We start from the raw sequence: 16,506 nt of genomic DNA on the forward strand, positions 1-16,506 counted from the left end.
TTATTAATATAATCTTCATAATTTTGCAATGCTAAATTGTAAAGGTAAGTGCAACTAAATTATTTTTCTATCCAAATATTCGATTGGTGAAAGATAATTTAATATTTTTCTCGGTCTTTGATTTAAAGACAATATAAATTTATGAACTTCATTTTTATTAGTTTTTGAAAAAATAAATTTTTTAGGAAATTTTTCTCTAATTAAACCATTAGTATTTTCATTAGTACCTCTTTGTCAAGGTGAATATGGATTGGCAAAATAAATTTTTACATCTAAATTTTTTTCAAGTTGTTGTCAATTTGAAAATTCTTTGCCACGATCAAAAGTAATAGTTTTAACAATGTTTTTAGGAAGAATTGAGAAATAATAACTGACATTTTTATTAATAACTTTAGTAGTTCTGTTTTTAACTAATATTGCTAAAGTAAATCGTGATACTCTTTCAACTAAAGTTATTAAACATGATTTGCTTTTACCTCGTGATGATACTATAGTATCTCCTTCTCAATGACCAAGTGTTATACGATCATTAACATTTATATCTCGTTCTTTAATTGATTTACCATTAAACTTGCCACGATTTTCTTTAGATTTTCGTTTTTTACCTTTTCTTCTTAAATTTTTACTAGTAACTTTATCAAGCATTCCAAAATAAATTCAAGTATAAATTGTTTTAAAACTAATAACTCACTCTTTATGAAAATTTTTAATTCTGCCATAAATTTGTTCAGGGGATCAACCTAATAGTAATTTTTGTTGTACATATTTTACTAAATTCTTATTTTTAAACTTATGAAAACTAATATGTGATTGTTTTCGATTTTCAGCTTTATTTTGTGCAATTAATGAAAAATAATGATTATTATCTTTATTTCTATTAATTTCTCGAATAATAGTACTAATACTTCGATTAAGATTTTTAGCTATTTCACTAATTTTAAATTTAAATTTCAATTGATTCTCAATATAAATCCTTTCATCTATGCCAAGATGTTTATAACTCATATAAAAACTCCTTACTTTTTTCTAAACTAAATTTAGCATTATGAAATTTTTATATGAGAATTTTTTGCAATTTTATTTACTTGCACTTACAAGTATAATTCAGCTTAAAAAATTACCTATTTTATTAAGAATATTGTTAATATTATATTAAATAATAACTATTAAAAATTTAAGGAGAAATTATGGAAAATAAAATTAATTTAGATAAATTAACTATTAATTCAATTCGTATGTTAGGAGTACAAGCAGTTAATGCTGCTAAAAGTGGCCATCCTGGTATTGTTTTAGGTGCTTCACCAATGACTTTTTCTTTATTCAAAAATCATTTATCTTTTAATCCAAAAAATCCAAAATGATTTAATCGTGATCGATTTGTTTTATCAGCAGGTCATGGTAGTGCTTTATTATATTCAATATTACATCATGCTGGTTATAAATATACAATCAATGATATAAAACAATTCCGTCAATTAAATAGTAATACACCTGGTCATCCCGAATATCATTTAGACTATGGAGTAGAGACGGCTACTGGACCATTAGGTCAGGGTATCGCTAATGCTGTTGGAATGGCGCTTACTGAGAGTTTTCTTAGTGCTAAATATAATCAAAAAGATCTTAATATTATTGATCATTATACATATGCAATTTGTGGTGATGGTGATTTACAAGAAGGTATTGCACAAGAAGCACTTAGTTTTGCTGGACATTTTAAATTAAATAAACTAATTATTTTATATGATTCAAATGATGTTCAATTAGATTCATCTGTTAAATTAGTATATTCAGAAAATTTAAAAATGCGTCTTCAAGCATTAGAGTGAAATTATTTAAAAGTTGAAGATGGTGAAGATGATAAACTTATTTCTGAAGCTATTAAAAAGGCAAAAGTTAGTGATAAACCAACTTTAATTGAAATTAAAACTATAATTGGTTATGGGGCTAGTAAACAAGGAACACCGAGTGTTCATGGCTCTCCTTTAATGGAAGATATTAAAACAGTTGCTAAAAATTTAAACTGAGAATATCCTGAATTTACTGTTCCAAAAGAAGTAAGTACTTACTTCACACAAACAGCACTTAATCATGGTTCTAAAATAGAATTAGTTTGAAATCAAAAAGTTGAAAAATATGCAAAATTATATCCAAATTTGTATAAAGAAATTAAATCAGCATTGAAAAATGAAATTTTTAATGAAGATTATCAATTAAATAAAATTGATTGAACTTCAATTATTGGGGTAAATCCACAAGCAACAAGAGTAGACTCTGGTAATATTTTAAAACTTTTATCAGCTCATTGTCCAACATTAATTGGTGGTAGTGCTGATTTAGCTGGCTCAACTAAAGCATTAGTAACAGACAAAGACTTTCTACCTCTTGACCATTCAGGAAGACATATTCATTATGGAGTAAGAGAATTTGCAATGGGTGCTATTGTTAACGGTATGACGTCACATCAAGGCACAATTCCTTTTGGTTCTACTTTTCTTGTGTTTAGTGATTATCTAAAGCCTGCATTACGATTAGCAGCTTTAATGTCAATTCCATCTTTGTTTATTTTTAGTCATGATAGTATCGCAGTTGGCGAAGATGGTCCTACCCATGAACCAGTTGAACAACTAACAATGTTAAGAACTATTCCTAATTTTAATGTAATTCGCCCTGCTGATACAAAAGAAACAATTGGTGCATATTTAATGGCATTATCTAGTAAAACTAACCCTAGTGCTATTATTATTACTAGACAAAATTTACCACAACTTGCAAATAGTAATATTGAGGCAGTTCAAAAAGGTGCTTATATTATTAGTAAAGAGAATAGTAGTAAAGCTTTAGATTTAATTATTATTGCTACCGGTAGTGAAGTTTCATTAGCTATTGCTAGTCAAGAACAACTATGAAACGATCAAAAACTTAATGTTCGTGTAGTTTCAATGCCTTCTACTTTTATTTTTGATAAACAAGATAAAACATATCAAAATAGAATTTTACCTAATGATATTATAAAAGTTGCTATTGAAATGGGTTCTAAAGATAGTTGATATAAATATGTTGCAGGTAATGGCTTTGTTATTGGCGTAAGTACTTTTGGTATTTCTGCTCCTGATAAGGTAGTACTAGAAAAATATGGCTTTACATCAAATCAAGTGTGTGATAAAATTAATAAGTTTTTAAACAGTAAGTAAGGAGAAATTAATAATGATGGTTTGGTGAGCAGTATTAATCATTGGCATTGCTAGTGCGTTAATTGGTGGATTAGTTGGTTTTATTGTTACTAAGAAGATTTTCGAAAAACAATTACAGAAAAATCCTCCTATTAATGAAAATATGATTCGTGCAATGTATTTACAAATGGGGCGTAAACCTACTGAATCTCAAATTAAATCAGTAATGCAAGCAATGAAACGTCAACAAAGTACTACTAAAAAACGATAATTTTTATTAAATATAAATTGTAAAATAGTTACCATAATGGTAACTATTTTTATTCATTATATTTTGATAAATTTAATGTTTTATATATCCACTTGTTGATGGCTTATTTTGTGGATAATTTTCTTCTTTTAATTCTTGTTTAATTTTTTTCTGTCATTTTTTTCTTTTTCTTGATTAATATTTAATTTATTAATGTTACATTTAAATATTTTCTTTATTTTTTGTTCAATTTTTAAAATCCTTTTCTTATCAATTTTTAATCCAATTAATATTAAATTTTCTTTTATATTTTTTACTGAATTATTTGTATTTAAATGTATTAATATATTATCTTTAATATCATGAAATAATGAGTTATTTGAAAATTCTGGTCTGTATTTAATAATTTCTACTTTTGCCTTATTTGTAATATATTCTTCATATTCTTGATAAAATATGTTTTCTAATATATTTTTTATGTTTTTATCATAAAATAAACTATTATTAATAATGATTGTCAAAGCCGTATCACAATTTTGATTTATGAAATGAATATTTGCATTATTTATTAGTAAAGTATTAACTATTTGTGCTAGTCCATTTTTAGCAGCTAAATGCAAGGCTGTATCACCATTTTGGTTTGCATAGTTGATATTAGCGCCCATTTTCTATTAAAACATTAATTATACTTAAATAACCTTTTTTAGTAGATATTATTAGTGCTGTATCACCATTTTGGTTTGCATGGTTGATATTAGCGCCATTTTCTATTAAAATTTTAATGGAATCTATAAGTTGATAATAGTGACTTGCTATTATTAAATGACTATCACCATTTTCTTTTGTATAATTTATATTAGTATTTTTTTCTATTAAATTATTGATCTTTTTTTTATTTCAGAACTAATTTTTTCTTCTTTAATTATATAATCCCAATAATTAAAATATGTAATATTTTGATATGAAGTGACAGAATTTAAAATAACTGATATTATTTTTTCACCATTAATATCTTTATCATTCATTATTTTGTTCCTCCTTTTTGAAATAAAAAACCCATTTATTTTAGTAAAAAATAAATGGGTTAGAAACATATAATAATTAATAACTATATTATAACACTTTTAGTATTAATTTTATTATTGTTTAAATCATTTGTAAATCTATTTCTATGTTTAATATTATTTAGATGTATATAAAAAAATCAGTATTAATAAGTAAATACTGATTTAATATTAGTTATCTTTTAGTGATAGTGCTGTTAATAATTTATTGTATGTAGCAACATCTTGTTTTTTAAAGTATTTTAAGAAACGTTTTCTGCTTGCTACCATTTTTAACAAACTTCGTTTTGCAGTAATATCTTTTTTTTGTACTTGTAGATGGGCTGTTAATTCTAAAATTCTTTTTGTTAAGTTAATAATTTGAACTGCAGAAGAACCAGTATCCTTGGCATTTAAGCGAAATTTTTTAATCAATTCATCTTGTTTAATTTGTTCCATATTTGACAACTCTCCTTTAAATATAATTCGGCTTAAGCAAAGCTAATATCGGAGAGAATATTAACAATGTTAAGTCAACATGGTTATAATAGTACATTAATTTTAAACATAAAACAAGTATTTTTTTAAAAAATATTTTTATTGAGTTTGTATAAAGAGATGATTTTTTATTTTTTTTCTTCATTTGCTTTTTTATTTTTTTTATCAAAAATAGTCACTTTACGTTCAGTATGATTAAGAATTCTTTTACAATTATTTCAATGACGCATAATAATTAATATTCAAATTAGAGCCATAGTTATATTAACAATATAGTATTGAGTGTCTTGTTGGGAAAGAAAAGAATGCAGTGGTATATTCGGTATTCATGATAAGATAAAAGCAAGTATCATCATTAACATTGAAGATAAAGATGACATTCTACTTAAATATAAAATAAATCATCAACTAGCAATTGTGATAACGCAATAAATAGGATTAATCATTAATAGTACTCCTAATGAAGATGCAGCTCCTTTACCACCACGAAAACCATAAAATAGTGGTCAACAGTGACCAATAATTGCAGCAAGACCAGTTGGATAAATATATGCTTGTTTAAACATTGTTTCATAATTAGGATTAGTAATATCAATAAAGGTTAAACCGTATGCAATTAAAATAGGAATAGCGGGCTTAAAACCATCAATAATTAAAATAATAGCTCCCCATTTACCACCCATAACTCGTGTTGAATTAGTAGCACCAGCATTTTTAGAGTAATAATCTCTAACATCGGTTTTAAATTTTAATTTACTAATAATAATTGAAGGTGAGATTGAGCCAATTAAATAACCAATGATAATAAAAATAAAAGTTCCTAATAGATTAATATGTGCCATTTTTTTCTCCATTCTTGTGCAAGTATTATGTTAATAAAAATTTTATTTTTTGGAAGTTAAATTGTTCTTTTTATCTTTATTATTATAATATAAATTATAAATTATTAATGTTAATAATATGATATTAATAACTGTACCAAAGGCATTTGCTGCTAGTAAGGGAATGTTTTTAATTAAACTAGCATAAATTATGAATGAAGTTAAGCCTATTTGATATATGCTATAAGAAATTAACGATAAACCTTTTGTGTTTTTAGTTTTAATTAGTTTAATAGTTTGTGGTAAAAAGGCAACTGAAATAAAAAAGGCACCTATATATCCAATAATATCAATTGCAATATTAGACATTTTTTTCCTCCTTATTTTTTTGTTTAATTAAATTGTTAACAATAATCCCAATTATTATGAAATTTAGTGTAGCAGTAATAGTTTGACAAGTAATCATGGGAATATCATTACGAAGTATGCCAAATATTAAAAAAGTAAGACCCCCCAGTTGATAGATACTATATGAAAAAATAGAAAGACCTGAAGTATTTCTTGTTTTAATTAGTTTAATAGTTTGTGGTAAGAATGTCAAAGGAATACAAATGGCTGCAAGATACCCCAATATTTCTATAAAAATGTTCATTTTTTCTCCTTTTAATTAATTTAATTTATCATAATAATTATAATAAAATATTGTGAAAATAGTTATTTATTTTATTTTAAATGCTAAATTGTAAAGGTAAGTGCAACTAAATTATTTTTCTATCCAAATATTCGATTGGTGAAAGATAATTTAATATTTTTCTCGGTCTTTGATTTAAAGACAATATAAATTTATGAACTTCATTTTTATTAGTTTTTGAAAAAATAAATTTTTTAGGAAATTTTTCTCTAATTAAACCATTAGTATTTTCATTAGTACCTCTTTGTCAAGGTGAATATGGATTGGCAAAATAAATTTTTACATCTAAATTTTTTTCAAGTTGTTGTCAATTTGAAAATTCTTTGCCACGATCAAAAGTAATAGTTTTAACAATGTTTTTAGGAAGAATTGATAAATAATAACTGACATTTTTATTAATAACTTTAGTAGTTCTGTTTTTAACTAATATTGCTAAAGTAAATCGTGATACTCTTTCAACTAAAGTTATTAAACATGATTTGCTTTTACCTCGTGATGATACTATAGTATCTCCTTCTCAATGACCAAGTGTTATACGATCATTAACATTTATATCTCGTTCTTTAATTGATTTACCATTAAACTTGCCACGATTTTCTTTAGATTTTCGTTTTTTACCTTTTCTTCTTAAATTTTTACTAGTAACTTTATCAAGCATTCCAAAATAAATTCAAGTATAAATTGTTTTAAAACTAATAACTCACTCTTTATGAAAATTTTTAATTCTGCCATAAATTTGTTCAGGTGACCAACCTAATAGTAATTTTTGTTGTACATATTTTACTAAATTCTTATTTTTAAACTTATGAAAACTAATATGTGATTGTTTTCGATTTTCAGCTTTATTTTGTGCAATTAATGAAAAATAATGATTATTATCTTTATTTCTATTAATTTCTCGAATAATAGTACTAATACTTCGATTAAGATTTTTAGCTATTTCACTAATTTTAAATTTAAATTGATTCTCAATATAAATCCTTTCATCTATGCCAAGATGTTTATAACTCATATAAAAACTCCTTACTTTTTTCTAAACTAAATTTAGCATTATGAAATTTTTATATGAGAATTTTTTGCAATTTTATTTACTTGCACTTACAAGTATAATTCAGCAATTTTATTTACTTGCACTTACAAGTATAATTCAGCAAATAATAAAAAATGTGTTTTGCTAAACACATCATTAATTTATTTTTCTTCTTCTTTAATGAAACATTTTTTACATAAAGATTTTCCTTCTTTTATATCAAGAATGTCAAAAGGTTCAAACATCATTCCGCAATCAAAACATTTTACAGTTTTTGTTAAAGATTCATCATCAGTTTTTTTGTTTTTTTTATTGAATCATTTCATTATATCCTTCCTTTCTAAATATATTAAATAAGTGTGTTAATGACACACTTATTTAATATATTTATTTAGCACAATCTTTACACAAACATTTACCATCTGCTGCTTTAGTACATTCAGATGAATTTTTCATTTTCCCACAACCATCACATTTTTTTTGATCTTTTGCTTCTCCAGTTTTATACTTTTTTTTAAATGGTCACATGTATATAACTTCCTTTCCTCATATCATAATTACTCTACTCAATTATAACAAATTTTATTATTTTATATGGTATTAACTATTTTTAAAACTTTTTTTGTTAAATTTTGATTAATTATTTTTTTCTATTTTAAGAATATTATTTTTGATTTCTTCAATTTCTTCAATATCAGTTATTCTATTAAATAAGTGAAAAAGCATATAGTTTAATTCTTTTGGTTTATGAAAGTTTTTTTTTAAAAATATTATTGTTTCATCAATAGTTGCCATTAGCGTTACTGCTTGTTTGGTATTAATGCTATTATTTTGTAATGGTATACGAACAAGTGTTGGCAATTGACTAACAAACATGTAGTCTTCTAAAGATTTTTCTTTTTGTGTATAATAGAAAATTTGAAAAGCACTAATTTTAGCAGCAATTGTTTTAATAGCATTTTTTACTGCTGTAACTTGTGAATTAAGCATATTTTTGATTAATAAGGTAATGAAGATGGTAATTGTTCCAATTGATAAAATAATTGATAAAATTAAGTCTAAGTTAACATTAAACTTTTGAGCAAATATTGATTTTAATAAAGTATAACCATTTTGAAATAAAATAACAGATAAAAATAAAGCAAAGTTTGGTGTTTTTCATCATTTATGCATAATTAATATTTCTGTTTTAATTTTTAAAATATATCAAAAGAAATAAGAAGTTAATACCAAGATAATACCATAAATTAATACAATGATAGTTGTTAGAAAATTGAAAAAACTAAAAACAATAGCTAAATTAACTGTAAAACCTAGATACATTTTAATATCATAAATTGGATAATCATTTGCAAATTGAGTTGTTAAACTATATTTTCTTTGAAATGCTCGACGACGATAAAGTTTAATAATGATAATAATATAAAAAAGTAAAGCGATTAAAGCGATTAAAATTGTAATAAAGATATATGAATAAGCAGTATTAATGCTATTTAAACGTTGTGTTCATGCGCTTCCTCAGTCACTTATTGGTGAATCATCATGTTTAGTAAAAATAAATGACATTAATGAAAAATAAATTAATGGATAATAAATATCCATTAATTTTTTATAGAAAGGAGTTTTGTCACTTTCTTGTTTTGCATTAGCAATTTGTTCTAGTAGTTCTTTAACATTATTTTCTTTATCAATTCTTGTTCTTTCATTTAAAAATAAGACTAATGCAGTAATTAGTAATGTAATAAATATTATTCAAAAAAATAATAAAACAAAATATTGCCCTCCCAAAAAATTATGCGGTCGTAATTTTTTAAATTGAATTTTTTGTCCTTCCAAAATTTATTCCCCCCCAAAAAAAATATTTTTTAAAATCGCTTACTTAAATTATAGCACTAATTAAAAATTCACTTATTAATTGGTAAAATTTACTAATTGTTAGATTAAATTTAAAAATTTATTATGCTGAATTATACTTGTAATTGCAAGTAAATAAAATTGCAAAAAATTCTCATATAAAAATTTCATAATGCTAAATTTAGTTTAGAAAAAAGTAAGGAGTTTTTATATGAGTTATAAACATCTTGGCATAGATGAAAGGATTTATATTGAGAATCAATTGAAATTTAAATTTAAAATTAGTGAAATAGCTAAAAATCTTAATCGAAGTATTAGTACTATTATTCGAGAAATTAATAGAAATAAAGATAATAATCATTATTTTTCATTAATTGCACAAAATAAAGCTGAAAATCGAAAACAATCACATATTAGTTTTCATAAGTTTAAAAATAAGAATTTAGTAAAATATGTACAACAAAAATTACTATTAGGTTGATCACCTGAACAAATTTATGGCAGAATTAAAAATTTTCATAAAGAGTGAGTGATTAGTTTTAAAACAATTTATACTTGAATTTATTTTGGAATGCTTGATAAAGTTACTAGTAAAAATTTAAGAAGAAAAGGTAAAAAACGAAAATCTAAAGAAAATCGTGGCAAGTTTAATGGTAAATCAATTAAAGAACGAGATATAAATGTTAATGATCGTATAACACTTGGTCATTGAGAAGGAGATACTATAGTATCATCACGAGGTAAAAGCAAATCATGTTTAATAACTTTAGTTGAAAGAGTATCACGATTTACTTTAGCAATATTAGTTAAAAACAGAACTACTAAAGTTATTAATAAAAATGTCAGTTATTATTTATCAATTCTTCCTAAAAACATTGTTAAAACTATTACTTTTGATCGTGGCAAAGAATTTTCAAATTGACAACAACTTGAAAAAAATTTAGATGTAAAAATTTATTTTGCCAATCCATATTCACCTTGACAAAGAGGTACTAATGAAAATACTAATGGTTTAATTAGAGAAAAATTTCCTAAAAAATTTATTTTTTCAAAAACTAATAAAAATGAAGTTCATAAATTTATATTGTCTTTAAATCAAAGACCGAGAAAAATACTAAATTATCTTTCACCAATCGAATATTTGGATAGAAAAATAATTTAGTTGCACTTACAAGTATAATTCAGCTTCTTATTATTTATGTTGAAAATAAACTCTAAAAATATTATTAATTATTTATTAAAAATTGATTTAATACTATTTTCAACCAAAATTATAAAAAAAATATTGGACAATATATTATCCAATATTTTAAGTTATTAATAATTATTTTATGACTTATTTACTATTAAATATTAATAAAATAGAGCCAAACGCCATGATAATATGTGGTAAAGCATTAATATAAGTTCATGTTGACTTATAATCTACATCTTTGCCAACAAATAAACCAATAACTATTATAACTGAAAGAAATGATATAAATAGTGCTCATAGTCTTGATCATAATCCGGGTTTAACTGAAAATGGTATTAGAATATAAATAATACCTATTATAACTAATGTAGCTCCATTTTCATTTCAGCCATAGAAACTATAAGTTATAACTCCCGCTGCATACAATAAACTAAAAACAATAATTCATACAGCACCAATTAGCATTAATATTTTAGGTAAAGTTAATAACTTAAGACTTTTCATTTTTTTCCTCCTTAAATATTTGTTTTACATTAATTGTGATTTTAGTATTTTTTGAAGATTATTAATATCATCAATTGTAACATTTTCTTTTGTCCTATTAATTAAAAACCCTTTTTCACGAATATATTTTGGAATAATATGAACATGATAATGAAATACTTCTTGAAATGCTTCGCTACCATTATTAGTTAAAATATTAAATCCTTTAATTTCGGGAATAGTTTTTATCAACAAATTAGCAATTTTATGAGTTGTGATACTAACATCGGTCACTATTTTAGGTGTAGTATCAATAAAAGTTTCAAAATGTTGCTTTGGAATTACTAGAATGTGTCCTTTAGTTACGGGATTGATATCCATGAATGCTGCTGTATTTGTATCTTCAAAAATTAAGTTATTTGTATCTTTAATAATTGTACAAAAAATGCATGCTTTATTTGTCATATATTTCACCTCAACTTACTTTATAAGTATAACTTAAAATATTAAGTATTATTATGGATAAAACTCTTTTACCTTATTTCAAAACTCTTCTTCATATATATTATTTTTTGGAATATATGTTGGAAATAAATTTTGGGCAGCGATTTTAAAGTTTTCAGCTGCTGGTGAATCTTTAGTTGCAGAATCACTAGCAGATATAGAATATAACATTTGTCAAAATATATTTCACTTTGTTTCTTGGGTAATAGTGCTTTCCTTACCATCAGCTCTTATATACTTAGAGAAATCTGTCTTAAGACTAGCATTACCACTAATGTTTCATGAATGAATTAAATTACTAATTTCTGGAACTCAGCCTTCGTTTTTATTACTTAAAAAACTAAAATCTAAATTTTGTAGAAGGTTTAGGAAATAAATAGGAGCAGAGTAAGTAAATGTAGCAATATTATTATTCGTAGTGTAATGTAATCCACCATTAGATACTCAACCTGCAGCCAATTGATTATTAGTTGCAGTACTTAAGAAACCATTAGCACCAAAATTAGGATCAATTTCACTAATAGTTGAGGCATTACCGCTTGTTAATTGAGTAAAAAAATCAGAATTTAAAGTTTTTCCTTTTCCTGAATCATCATCTTTAACAATTGACTCTCACTTTGGAGGTTCAGAAGGACTACTATTTCATTTTTTATCAATGCTTTGCGCATTTGCTAAATCAGTAGTAAAGTTTCAATTTACATTATAGTTACTCTTTTGTCAACCAGTAGTATCTTGTAATTGACTTATGTAAAGGTTATTTGTTTGGGTTGAAATTATAGGTTTACCTGCTTCATTATCTTTAATATCAACAATATTGTCTAAAATATAAGACATTGTAAATAAAGTTTGATTTAATGCTGGTAAAATTTCATATTGATAATATTGTTGATAACGAAAACGTAATCATCATTGGAAACGTTTTAAATATTTTGAATAAGTTGGAATATCAGTACCAGAAAGACTTTTTTGTGTTTTATTAATACCAGCACTACTATTTCATTTTTTAGCATCATTTGGTAATAATTTACCAATTTCATTACTATAATTGTCATCTGGATGTTTAGCAATGGCAGCTAATTGTTCATCAAAAGCAGCATCTTTATCACCATAATCTTTATATAAACTATCAGGAGTAAATATTTGATCAGGATCATTAACTTTACCAGTATCTTTATTTTTTTCTTTATAAAAATCTACATTTTGATAATTAAATTTACTTGTACCATCCTGATGTCAACTTTGATTTTGAAATAATAACTCATTATTATCTGCTGCTGATACTTTATCTAGTGAATTAGCTGTATTAATACCACTTAAGTACTTTTGAGTTAATAAACTTAATCCTAAATCATCTTTAAGTTTTATAAAAGCTTTATTGGCTTCTCCCATTATTGCAGTAGTACCATCTGCATTTTTTGTGTCTTCACTATAATGAAGTTTCTTATGAAAAAATTCATAAAATTTTTGCTGAGCAATTGTTCCTTCAACATCTTTTAAAATAAAATCAAGACCTTGTGAATAAGTATTCTTAAACTGAGCAGAAATCGTTTCATTAAAATTTACTCCTAAAAAATTAAATAATACACGATTTTTATAATCATCAGGAATTTTACCACTAGGTAAATTACTCATATCACGTTCATTATCACAAGCAACTAATAATAATACAGGGCCAGATAAAAGAGTAACTGAAGTTAATAATGGTAAAATCTTTTTTATCTTTTTCATTTTTAATACCTCCCGTCTAAGAACTAATGATACTTGGATCATATCATCATAATGTTCGTTTCCCAACAACATCTAGATAATTAGCAATATTAGTATCCATACGAGCAACTGGTGCATCTTGTGTAAAGCCATCTCATGTATTATTAGTTTTTATAATATTGTCCTTAAATGTTGCATTAATATTAATACCTTGTCTATTGTTTCAACGATTTTCTTTAGTTTTATCAAATCAACTTTTCATTTTTTCAACAAAGCTATTAATTTTCGTATCAGTTGGATCAAGAGGACTTGAACCAAATATATCCTGTAAATTTCAATGAATTAAACTCGAGTTATTATTAAAGTATAAATTATAATCTCATCAAGTTGCATCACCAAGGCTACCAGTACCTCCAGTAAAGGCTGTTAATGCATCATTTAAATTAAAAGTAAGAGTTGTATTTGGAGTATATTTTTGTAGTAAAAAACCAGTTTGTAAATAATCAAGATAAGGAGAATCAGATAATCCACCTGGACGCTCAGATAACGGTGCTAAGTCTTTTCACTGATAAGTATCTTTTCTATGATTTTTAAATGTTTTAATTATATTATAAGTTGATTCATCGCTTTTAGGTTTGTCTTGCTGTTGATATGTGATACCTGGCGTTTGAATAAAATGAATACCACCAGTATCAATAAAAATGCCAACTCCAGGTCCATTATTAACTGCAGCATCAGGAAGTTGTGGTCCTTTTATATCTTTCATATAAACTAAATCATTATATTGGCTAGTACCATCTTTACCTTTATCTTTAATACTATCACGGTCTATATAAGGAATTAAGTCATCTAAACCCTTTTCCTTGTCAGTTGGTGAAGTAAATTGTGTTAATTTATATGGTTGAATACCATCAACATTTTTACCAACACCTTCAGCACTAGTTACATAACGATATAAGTAATAATAAAAAGGACTATTCTCTTGTGAAGATTTAGTAATATCCATTAATCCTAAATCACCAGTTTTACTAACATCAGTAGTAGCGGCCCCTTTTTCTTCAGTGAATGTTTGATCAAAACCATTAGTTCTAATATTCTTTAAAATTTCATTAATTTTAGTTTTATTTTGAGAAAACTGAGAAGCACTAATCTTTTCTTGTAAAGGTTTAGCAGTAGAATCAAAAGGAATAACAATTTGACGAGTTCAAATTAATTCTTGATTTCTTAACATTACTTTAGCTATTTTAGATTGATTATCACTTAATAAGCCATCAATAGTATTGTATGAATCTGTTTCATAATTACTATCATTCTTATCATCACTAGTTTTTACAACAGGGAAACTAATATTAACACCAGTTCATGTTTTAGCAGCTTTAACAGCATCATCTAATTGTTTAAAATCAGTAAGATCAGGATTTAAACTATTGGCATTAGCAACAACTCAAATTTTGCTAGAATATTTACCAGCATCAGTAATACTTGTTTTACCATTAATGTATTTTTGTACACTATCATAAGTACCATTTGGATTGTTTTCACTCTTTACTTGTTCTCATAAATCCTTTAATCAAATATTAATTTCATTTTGATTGTAGTATTTATAATCCTTATAATTACTAGTAACATAACTACGTTGAATAATACCTAAAGCACTCTTTTTTAAAATATTATCAATGTAAGTATTAACATCATCATCGCCCAATACTTTCTTTCATTGTTTTTCTCATGAACGACCATATTTTGCTTGTAATGATTTTATTTTATTTTCCATCTCAGATTGAGCTGCTGTCAAAGCAGCAAGATAATCATCTTTATATTCTGGAGTATTTTTTAAAATTGAAAGATTAATATATTGATTAATATCAGTATATAATGTTTTACCTCATCCACTATTGGGATTATTTAATAAGTAATTAAAAAAGGTGTCAGTCGTAGTACTTGTATCTATAAAAGCACTATTTCAGTCGAAAACATTAGTTGTGCCTCTTTCATTTGAATTATTACAAGCTATAATAGACATAGTTGATGTTGATGATAACGTGAAAGCTGCAACTAAGGCAAGAATATTGCGCACTTTATTCACTCCTTTTAATTAAATCTATAGCAAAAAAAGATTTTTTAATTTATTTTACTAAGATATCTTAACATAAAATTTATATTTAAGGGATAGTTTTTTCTAATTAATTTTAAAATGAAATAACTAATTACCAATTATTGCTAAATTGTAAAGGTAAGTGCAACTAAATTATTTTTCTATCCAAATATTCGATTGGTGAAAGATAATTTAGTATTTTTCTCGGTCTTTGATTTAAAGACAATATAAATTTATGAACTTCATTTTTATTAGTTTTTGAAAAAATAAATTTTTTAGGAAATTTTTCTCTAATTAAACCATTAGTATTTTCATTAGTACCTCTTTGTCAAGGTGAATATGGATTGGCAAAATAAATTTTTACATCTAAATTTTTTTCAAGTTGTTGTCAATTTGAAAATTCTTTGCCACGATCAAAAGTAATAGTTTTAACAATGTTTTTAGGAAGAATTGATAAATAATAACTGACATTTTTATTAATAACTTTAGTAGTTCTGTTTTTAACTAATATTGCTAAAGTAAATCGTGATACTCTTTCAACTAAAGTTATTAAACATGATTTGCTTTTACCTCGTGATGATACTATAGTATCTCCTTCTCAATGACCAAGTGTTATACGATCATTAACATTTATATCTCGTTCTTTAATTGATTTACCATTAAACTTGCCACGATTTTCTTTAGATTTTCGTTTTTTACCTTTTCTTCTTAAATTTTTACTAGTAACTTTATCAAGCATTCCAAAATAAATTCAAGTATAAATTGTTTTAAAACTAATCACTCACTCTTTATGAAAATTTTTAATTCTGCCATAAATTTGTTCAGGTGATCAACCTAATAGTAATTTTTGTTGTACATATTTTACTAAATTCTTATTTTTAAACTTATGAAAACTAATATGTGATTGTTTTCGATTTTCAGCTTTATTTTGTGCAATTAATGAAAAATAATGATTATTATCTTTATTTCTATTAATTTCTCGAATAATAGTACTAATACTTCGATTAAGATTTTTAGCTATTTCACTAATTTTAAATTTAAATTTCAATTGATTCTCAATATAAATCCTTTCATCTATGCCAAGATGTTTATAACTCATATAAAAACTCCTTACTTTTTTCTAAACTAAATTTAGCATTATGAAATTTTTATATGAGAATTT

General features: G+C 24.7%; 20 protein-coding genes. 3 read left to right on the forward strand and 17 right to left on the reverse strand.

The features are described 5' to 3' along the window. Nucleotides 1-54 precede the first annotated feature (54 nt). On the reverse strand, nt 55-1,005 hold the full coding sequence (locus AAHM79_RS02565) for an IS30 family transposase (RefSeq protein WP_342258050.1): 951 nt from the start codon (nt 1,003-1,005) through the stop codon (nt 55-57). A 182-nt stretch (nt 1,006-1,187) separates the two neighbouring features. On the opposite strand from AAHM79_RS02565, the gene tkt reads away from it, so the two are divergent. Next, nucleotides 1,188-3,194 carry a transketolase gene (tkt, locus tag AAHM79_RS02570; protein ID WP_338957682.1) on the forward strand — a complete coding sequence of 669 codons (2,007 nt, stop codon included), beginning with the start codon at nt 1,188-1,190 and terminating at the stop codon, nt 3,192-3,194. 13 nt (nt 3,195-3,207) lie between these two features. Continuing rightward, nucleotides 3,208-3,444 carry a YneF family protein gene (locus tag AAHM79_RS02575; RefSeq protein ID WP_252319938.1) on the forward strand — a complete coding sequence of 79 codons (237 nt, stop codon included), beginning with the start codon at nt 3,208-3,210 and terminating at the stop codon, nt 3,442-3,444. Nucleotides 3,445-3,572: 128 nt separating this feature from the next. On the opposite strand, the gene AAHM79_RS02580 is transcribed toward AAHM79_RS02575, so the two are convergent. From AAHM79_RS02580 to AAHM79_RS02625, 11 genes are all read right to left on the reverse strand, one after another. Beyond that, entirely contained in the window at nt 3,573-4,088 is a 516-nt protein-coding gene (locus AAHM79_RS02580) for an ankyrin repeat domain-containing protein (protein WP_342258051.1), read from the reverse strand. Then, a complete protein-coding gene (locus tag AAHM79_RS09630; RefSeq protein ID WP_425289551.1) occupies nt 4,078-4,308 on the reverse strand; it encodes an ankyrin repeat domain-containing protein in 231 nt (76 codons plus the stop codon). The genes AAHM79_RS02580 and AAHM79_RS09630 overlap by 11 nt, the downstream gene beginning before the upstream one ends. Then, the gene (locus AAHM79_RS02585; protein ID WP_339039900.1) at nt 4,296-4,448 is read right to left on the reverse strand and encodes a hypothetical protein; all 153 of its coding nucleotides are present in this window, start codon (nt 4,446-4,448) and stop codon (nt 4,296-4,298) included. Before AAHM79_RS02585 ends, AAHM79_RS09630 begins: the two co-directional genes overlap by 13 nt. Nucleotides 4,449-4,658: 210 nt before the next feature. Continuing rightward, nucleotides 4,659-4,925, reverse strand: a complete 267-nt coding sequence (gene rpsO, locus AAHM79_RS02590; RefSeq protein ID WP_252319942.1) for a 30S ribosomal protein S15 — start codon at nt 4,923-4,925, stop codon at nt 4,659-4,661. Nucleotides 4,926-5,092: 167 nt separating this feature from the next. Beyond that, on the reverse strand, nt 5,093-5,806 hold the full coding sequence (gene plsY, locus AAHM79_RS02595; RefSeq protein ID WP_342258052.1) for a glycerol-3-phosphate 1-O-acyltransferase PlsY: 714 nt from the start codon (nt 5,804-5,806) through the stop codon (nt 5,093-5,095). Between the two features lie 42 nt (nt 5,807-5,848). Continuing rightward, nucleotides 5,849-6,154: a SemiSWEET family sugar transporter gene (locus AAHM79_RS02600; protein WP_281748102.1), complete on the reverse strand. Its 306-nt coding sequence runs from the start codon at nt 6,152-6,154 to the stop codon at nt 5,849-5,851. Further along, nucleotides 6,147-6,437, reverse strand: a complete 291-nt coding sequence (locus AAHM79_RS02605) for a SemiSWEET family sugar transporter (RefSeq protein ID WP_342258053.1) — start codon at nt 6,435-6,437, stop codon at nt 6,147-6,149. The genes AAHM79_RS02600 and AAHM79_RS02605 overlap by 8 nt, the downstream gene beginning before the upstream one ends. A gap of 106 nt (nt 6,438-6,543) precedes the next feature. After that, nucleotides 6,544-7,488 carry an IS30 family transposase gene (locus AAHM79_RS02610; RefSeq protein ID WP_342258054.1) on the reverse strand — a complete coding sequence of 315 codons (945 nt, stop codon included), beginning with the start codon at nt 7,486-7,488 and terminating at the stop codon, nt 6,544-6,546. A 179-nt stretch (nt 7,489-7,667) separates the two neighbouring features. Next, nucleotides 7,668-7,832, reverse strand: coding sequence for a hypothetical protein (locus AAHM79_RS02615; protein WP_338957675.1), 165 nt, complete (start codon nt 7,830-7,832; stop codon nt 7,668-7,670). Nucleotides 7,833-7,893: 61 nt separating this feature from the next. After that, nucleotides 7,894-8,034: a hypothetical protein gene (locus AAHM79_RS02620; RefSeq protein ID WP_342258055.1), complete on the reverse strand. Its 141-nt coding sequence runs from the start codon at nt 8,032-8,034 to the stop codon at nt 7,894-7,896. 108 nt (nt 8,035-8,142) lie between these two features. Further along, nucleotides 8,143-9,342 carry a hypothetical protein gene (locus tag AAHM79_RS02625; RefSeq protein WP_342258056.1) on the reverse strand — a complete coding sequence of 400 codons (1,200 nt, stop codon included), beginning with the start codon at nt 9,340-9,342 and terminating at the stop codon, nt 8,143-8,145. Nucleotides 9,343-9,571: 229 nt separating this feature from the next. Here AAHM79_RS02625 and AAHM79_RS02630 point away from each other — a divergent pair, with 229 nt between their 5' ends. Next, nucleotides 9,572-10,522, forward strand: coding sequence for an IS30 family transposase (locus AAHM79_RS02630; RefSeq protein WP_338979395.1), 951 nt, complete (start codon nt 9,572-9,574; stop codon nt 10,520-10,522). Nucleotides 10,523-10,696: 174 nt separating this feature from the next. On the opposite strand, the gene AAHM79_RS02635 is transcribed toward AAHM79_RS02630, so the two are convergent. From AAHM79_RS02635 to AAHM79_RS02655, 5 genes are all read right to left on the reverse strand, one after another. After that, the gene (locus AAHM79_RS02635; protein ID WP_342258057.1) at nt 10,697-11,059 is read right to left on the reverse strand and encodes a hypothetical protein; all 363 of its coding nucleotides are present in this window, start codon (nt 11,057-11,059) and stop codon (nt 10,697-10,699) included. Between the two features lie 24 nt (nt 11,060-11,083). Then, nucleotides 11,084-11,503, reverse strand: coding sequence for an HIT family protein (locus AAHM79_RS02640; RefSeq protein WP_342258058.1), 420 nt, complete (start codon nt 11,501-11,503; stop codon nt 11,084-11,086). 51 nt (nt 11,504-11,554) lie between these two features. Further along, entirely contained in the window at nt 11,555-13,270 is a 1,716-nt protein-coding gene (locus AAHM79_RS02645; protein WP_342258059.1) for a hypothetical protein, read from the reverse strand. A gap of 16 nt (nt 13,271-13,286) precedes the next feature. Then, the gene (locus tag AAHM79_RS02650) at nt 13,287-15,326 is read right to left on the reverse strand and encodes a hypothetical protein (protein ID WP_342258060.1); all 2,040 of its coding nucleotides are present in this window, start codon (nt 15,324-15,326) and stop codon (nt 13,287-13,289) included. A gap of 166 nt (nt 15,327-15,492) precedes the next feature. Next, nucleotides 15,493-16,443: an IS30 family transposase gene (locus AAHM79_RS02655; RefSeq protein WP_338979395.1), complete on the reverse strand. Its 951-nt coding sequence runs from the start codon at nt 16,441-16,443 to the stop codon at nt 15,493-15,495. Nucleotides 16,444-16,506: the final 63 nt, after the last annotated feature.

Source organism: Spiroplasma endosymbiont of Nomada ruficornis, from assembly GCF_964030795.1.
Taxonomy (GTDB): domain Bacteria; phylum Bacillota_I; class Bacilli_A; order Mycoplasmatales; family VBWQ01; genus Spiroplasma_E; species Spiroplasma_E ixodetis_A.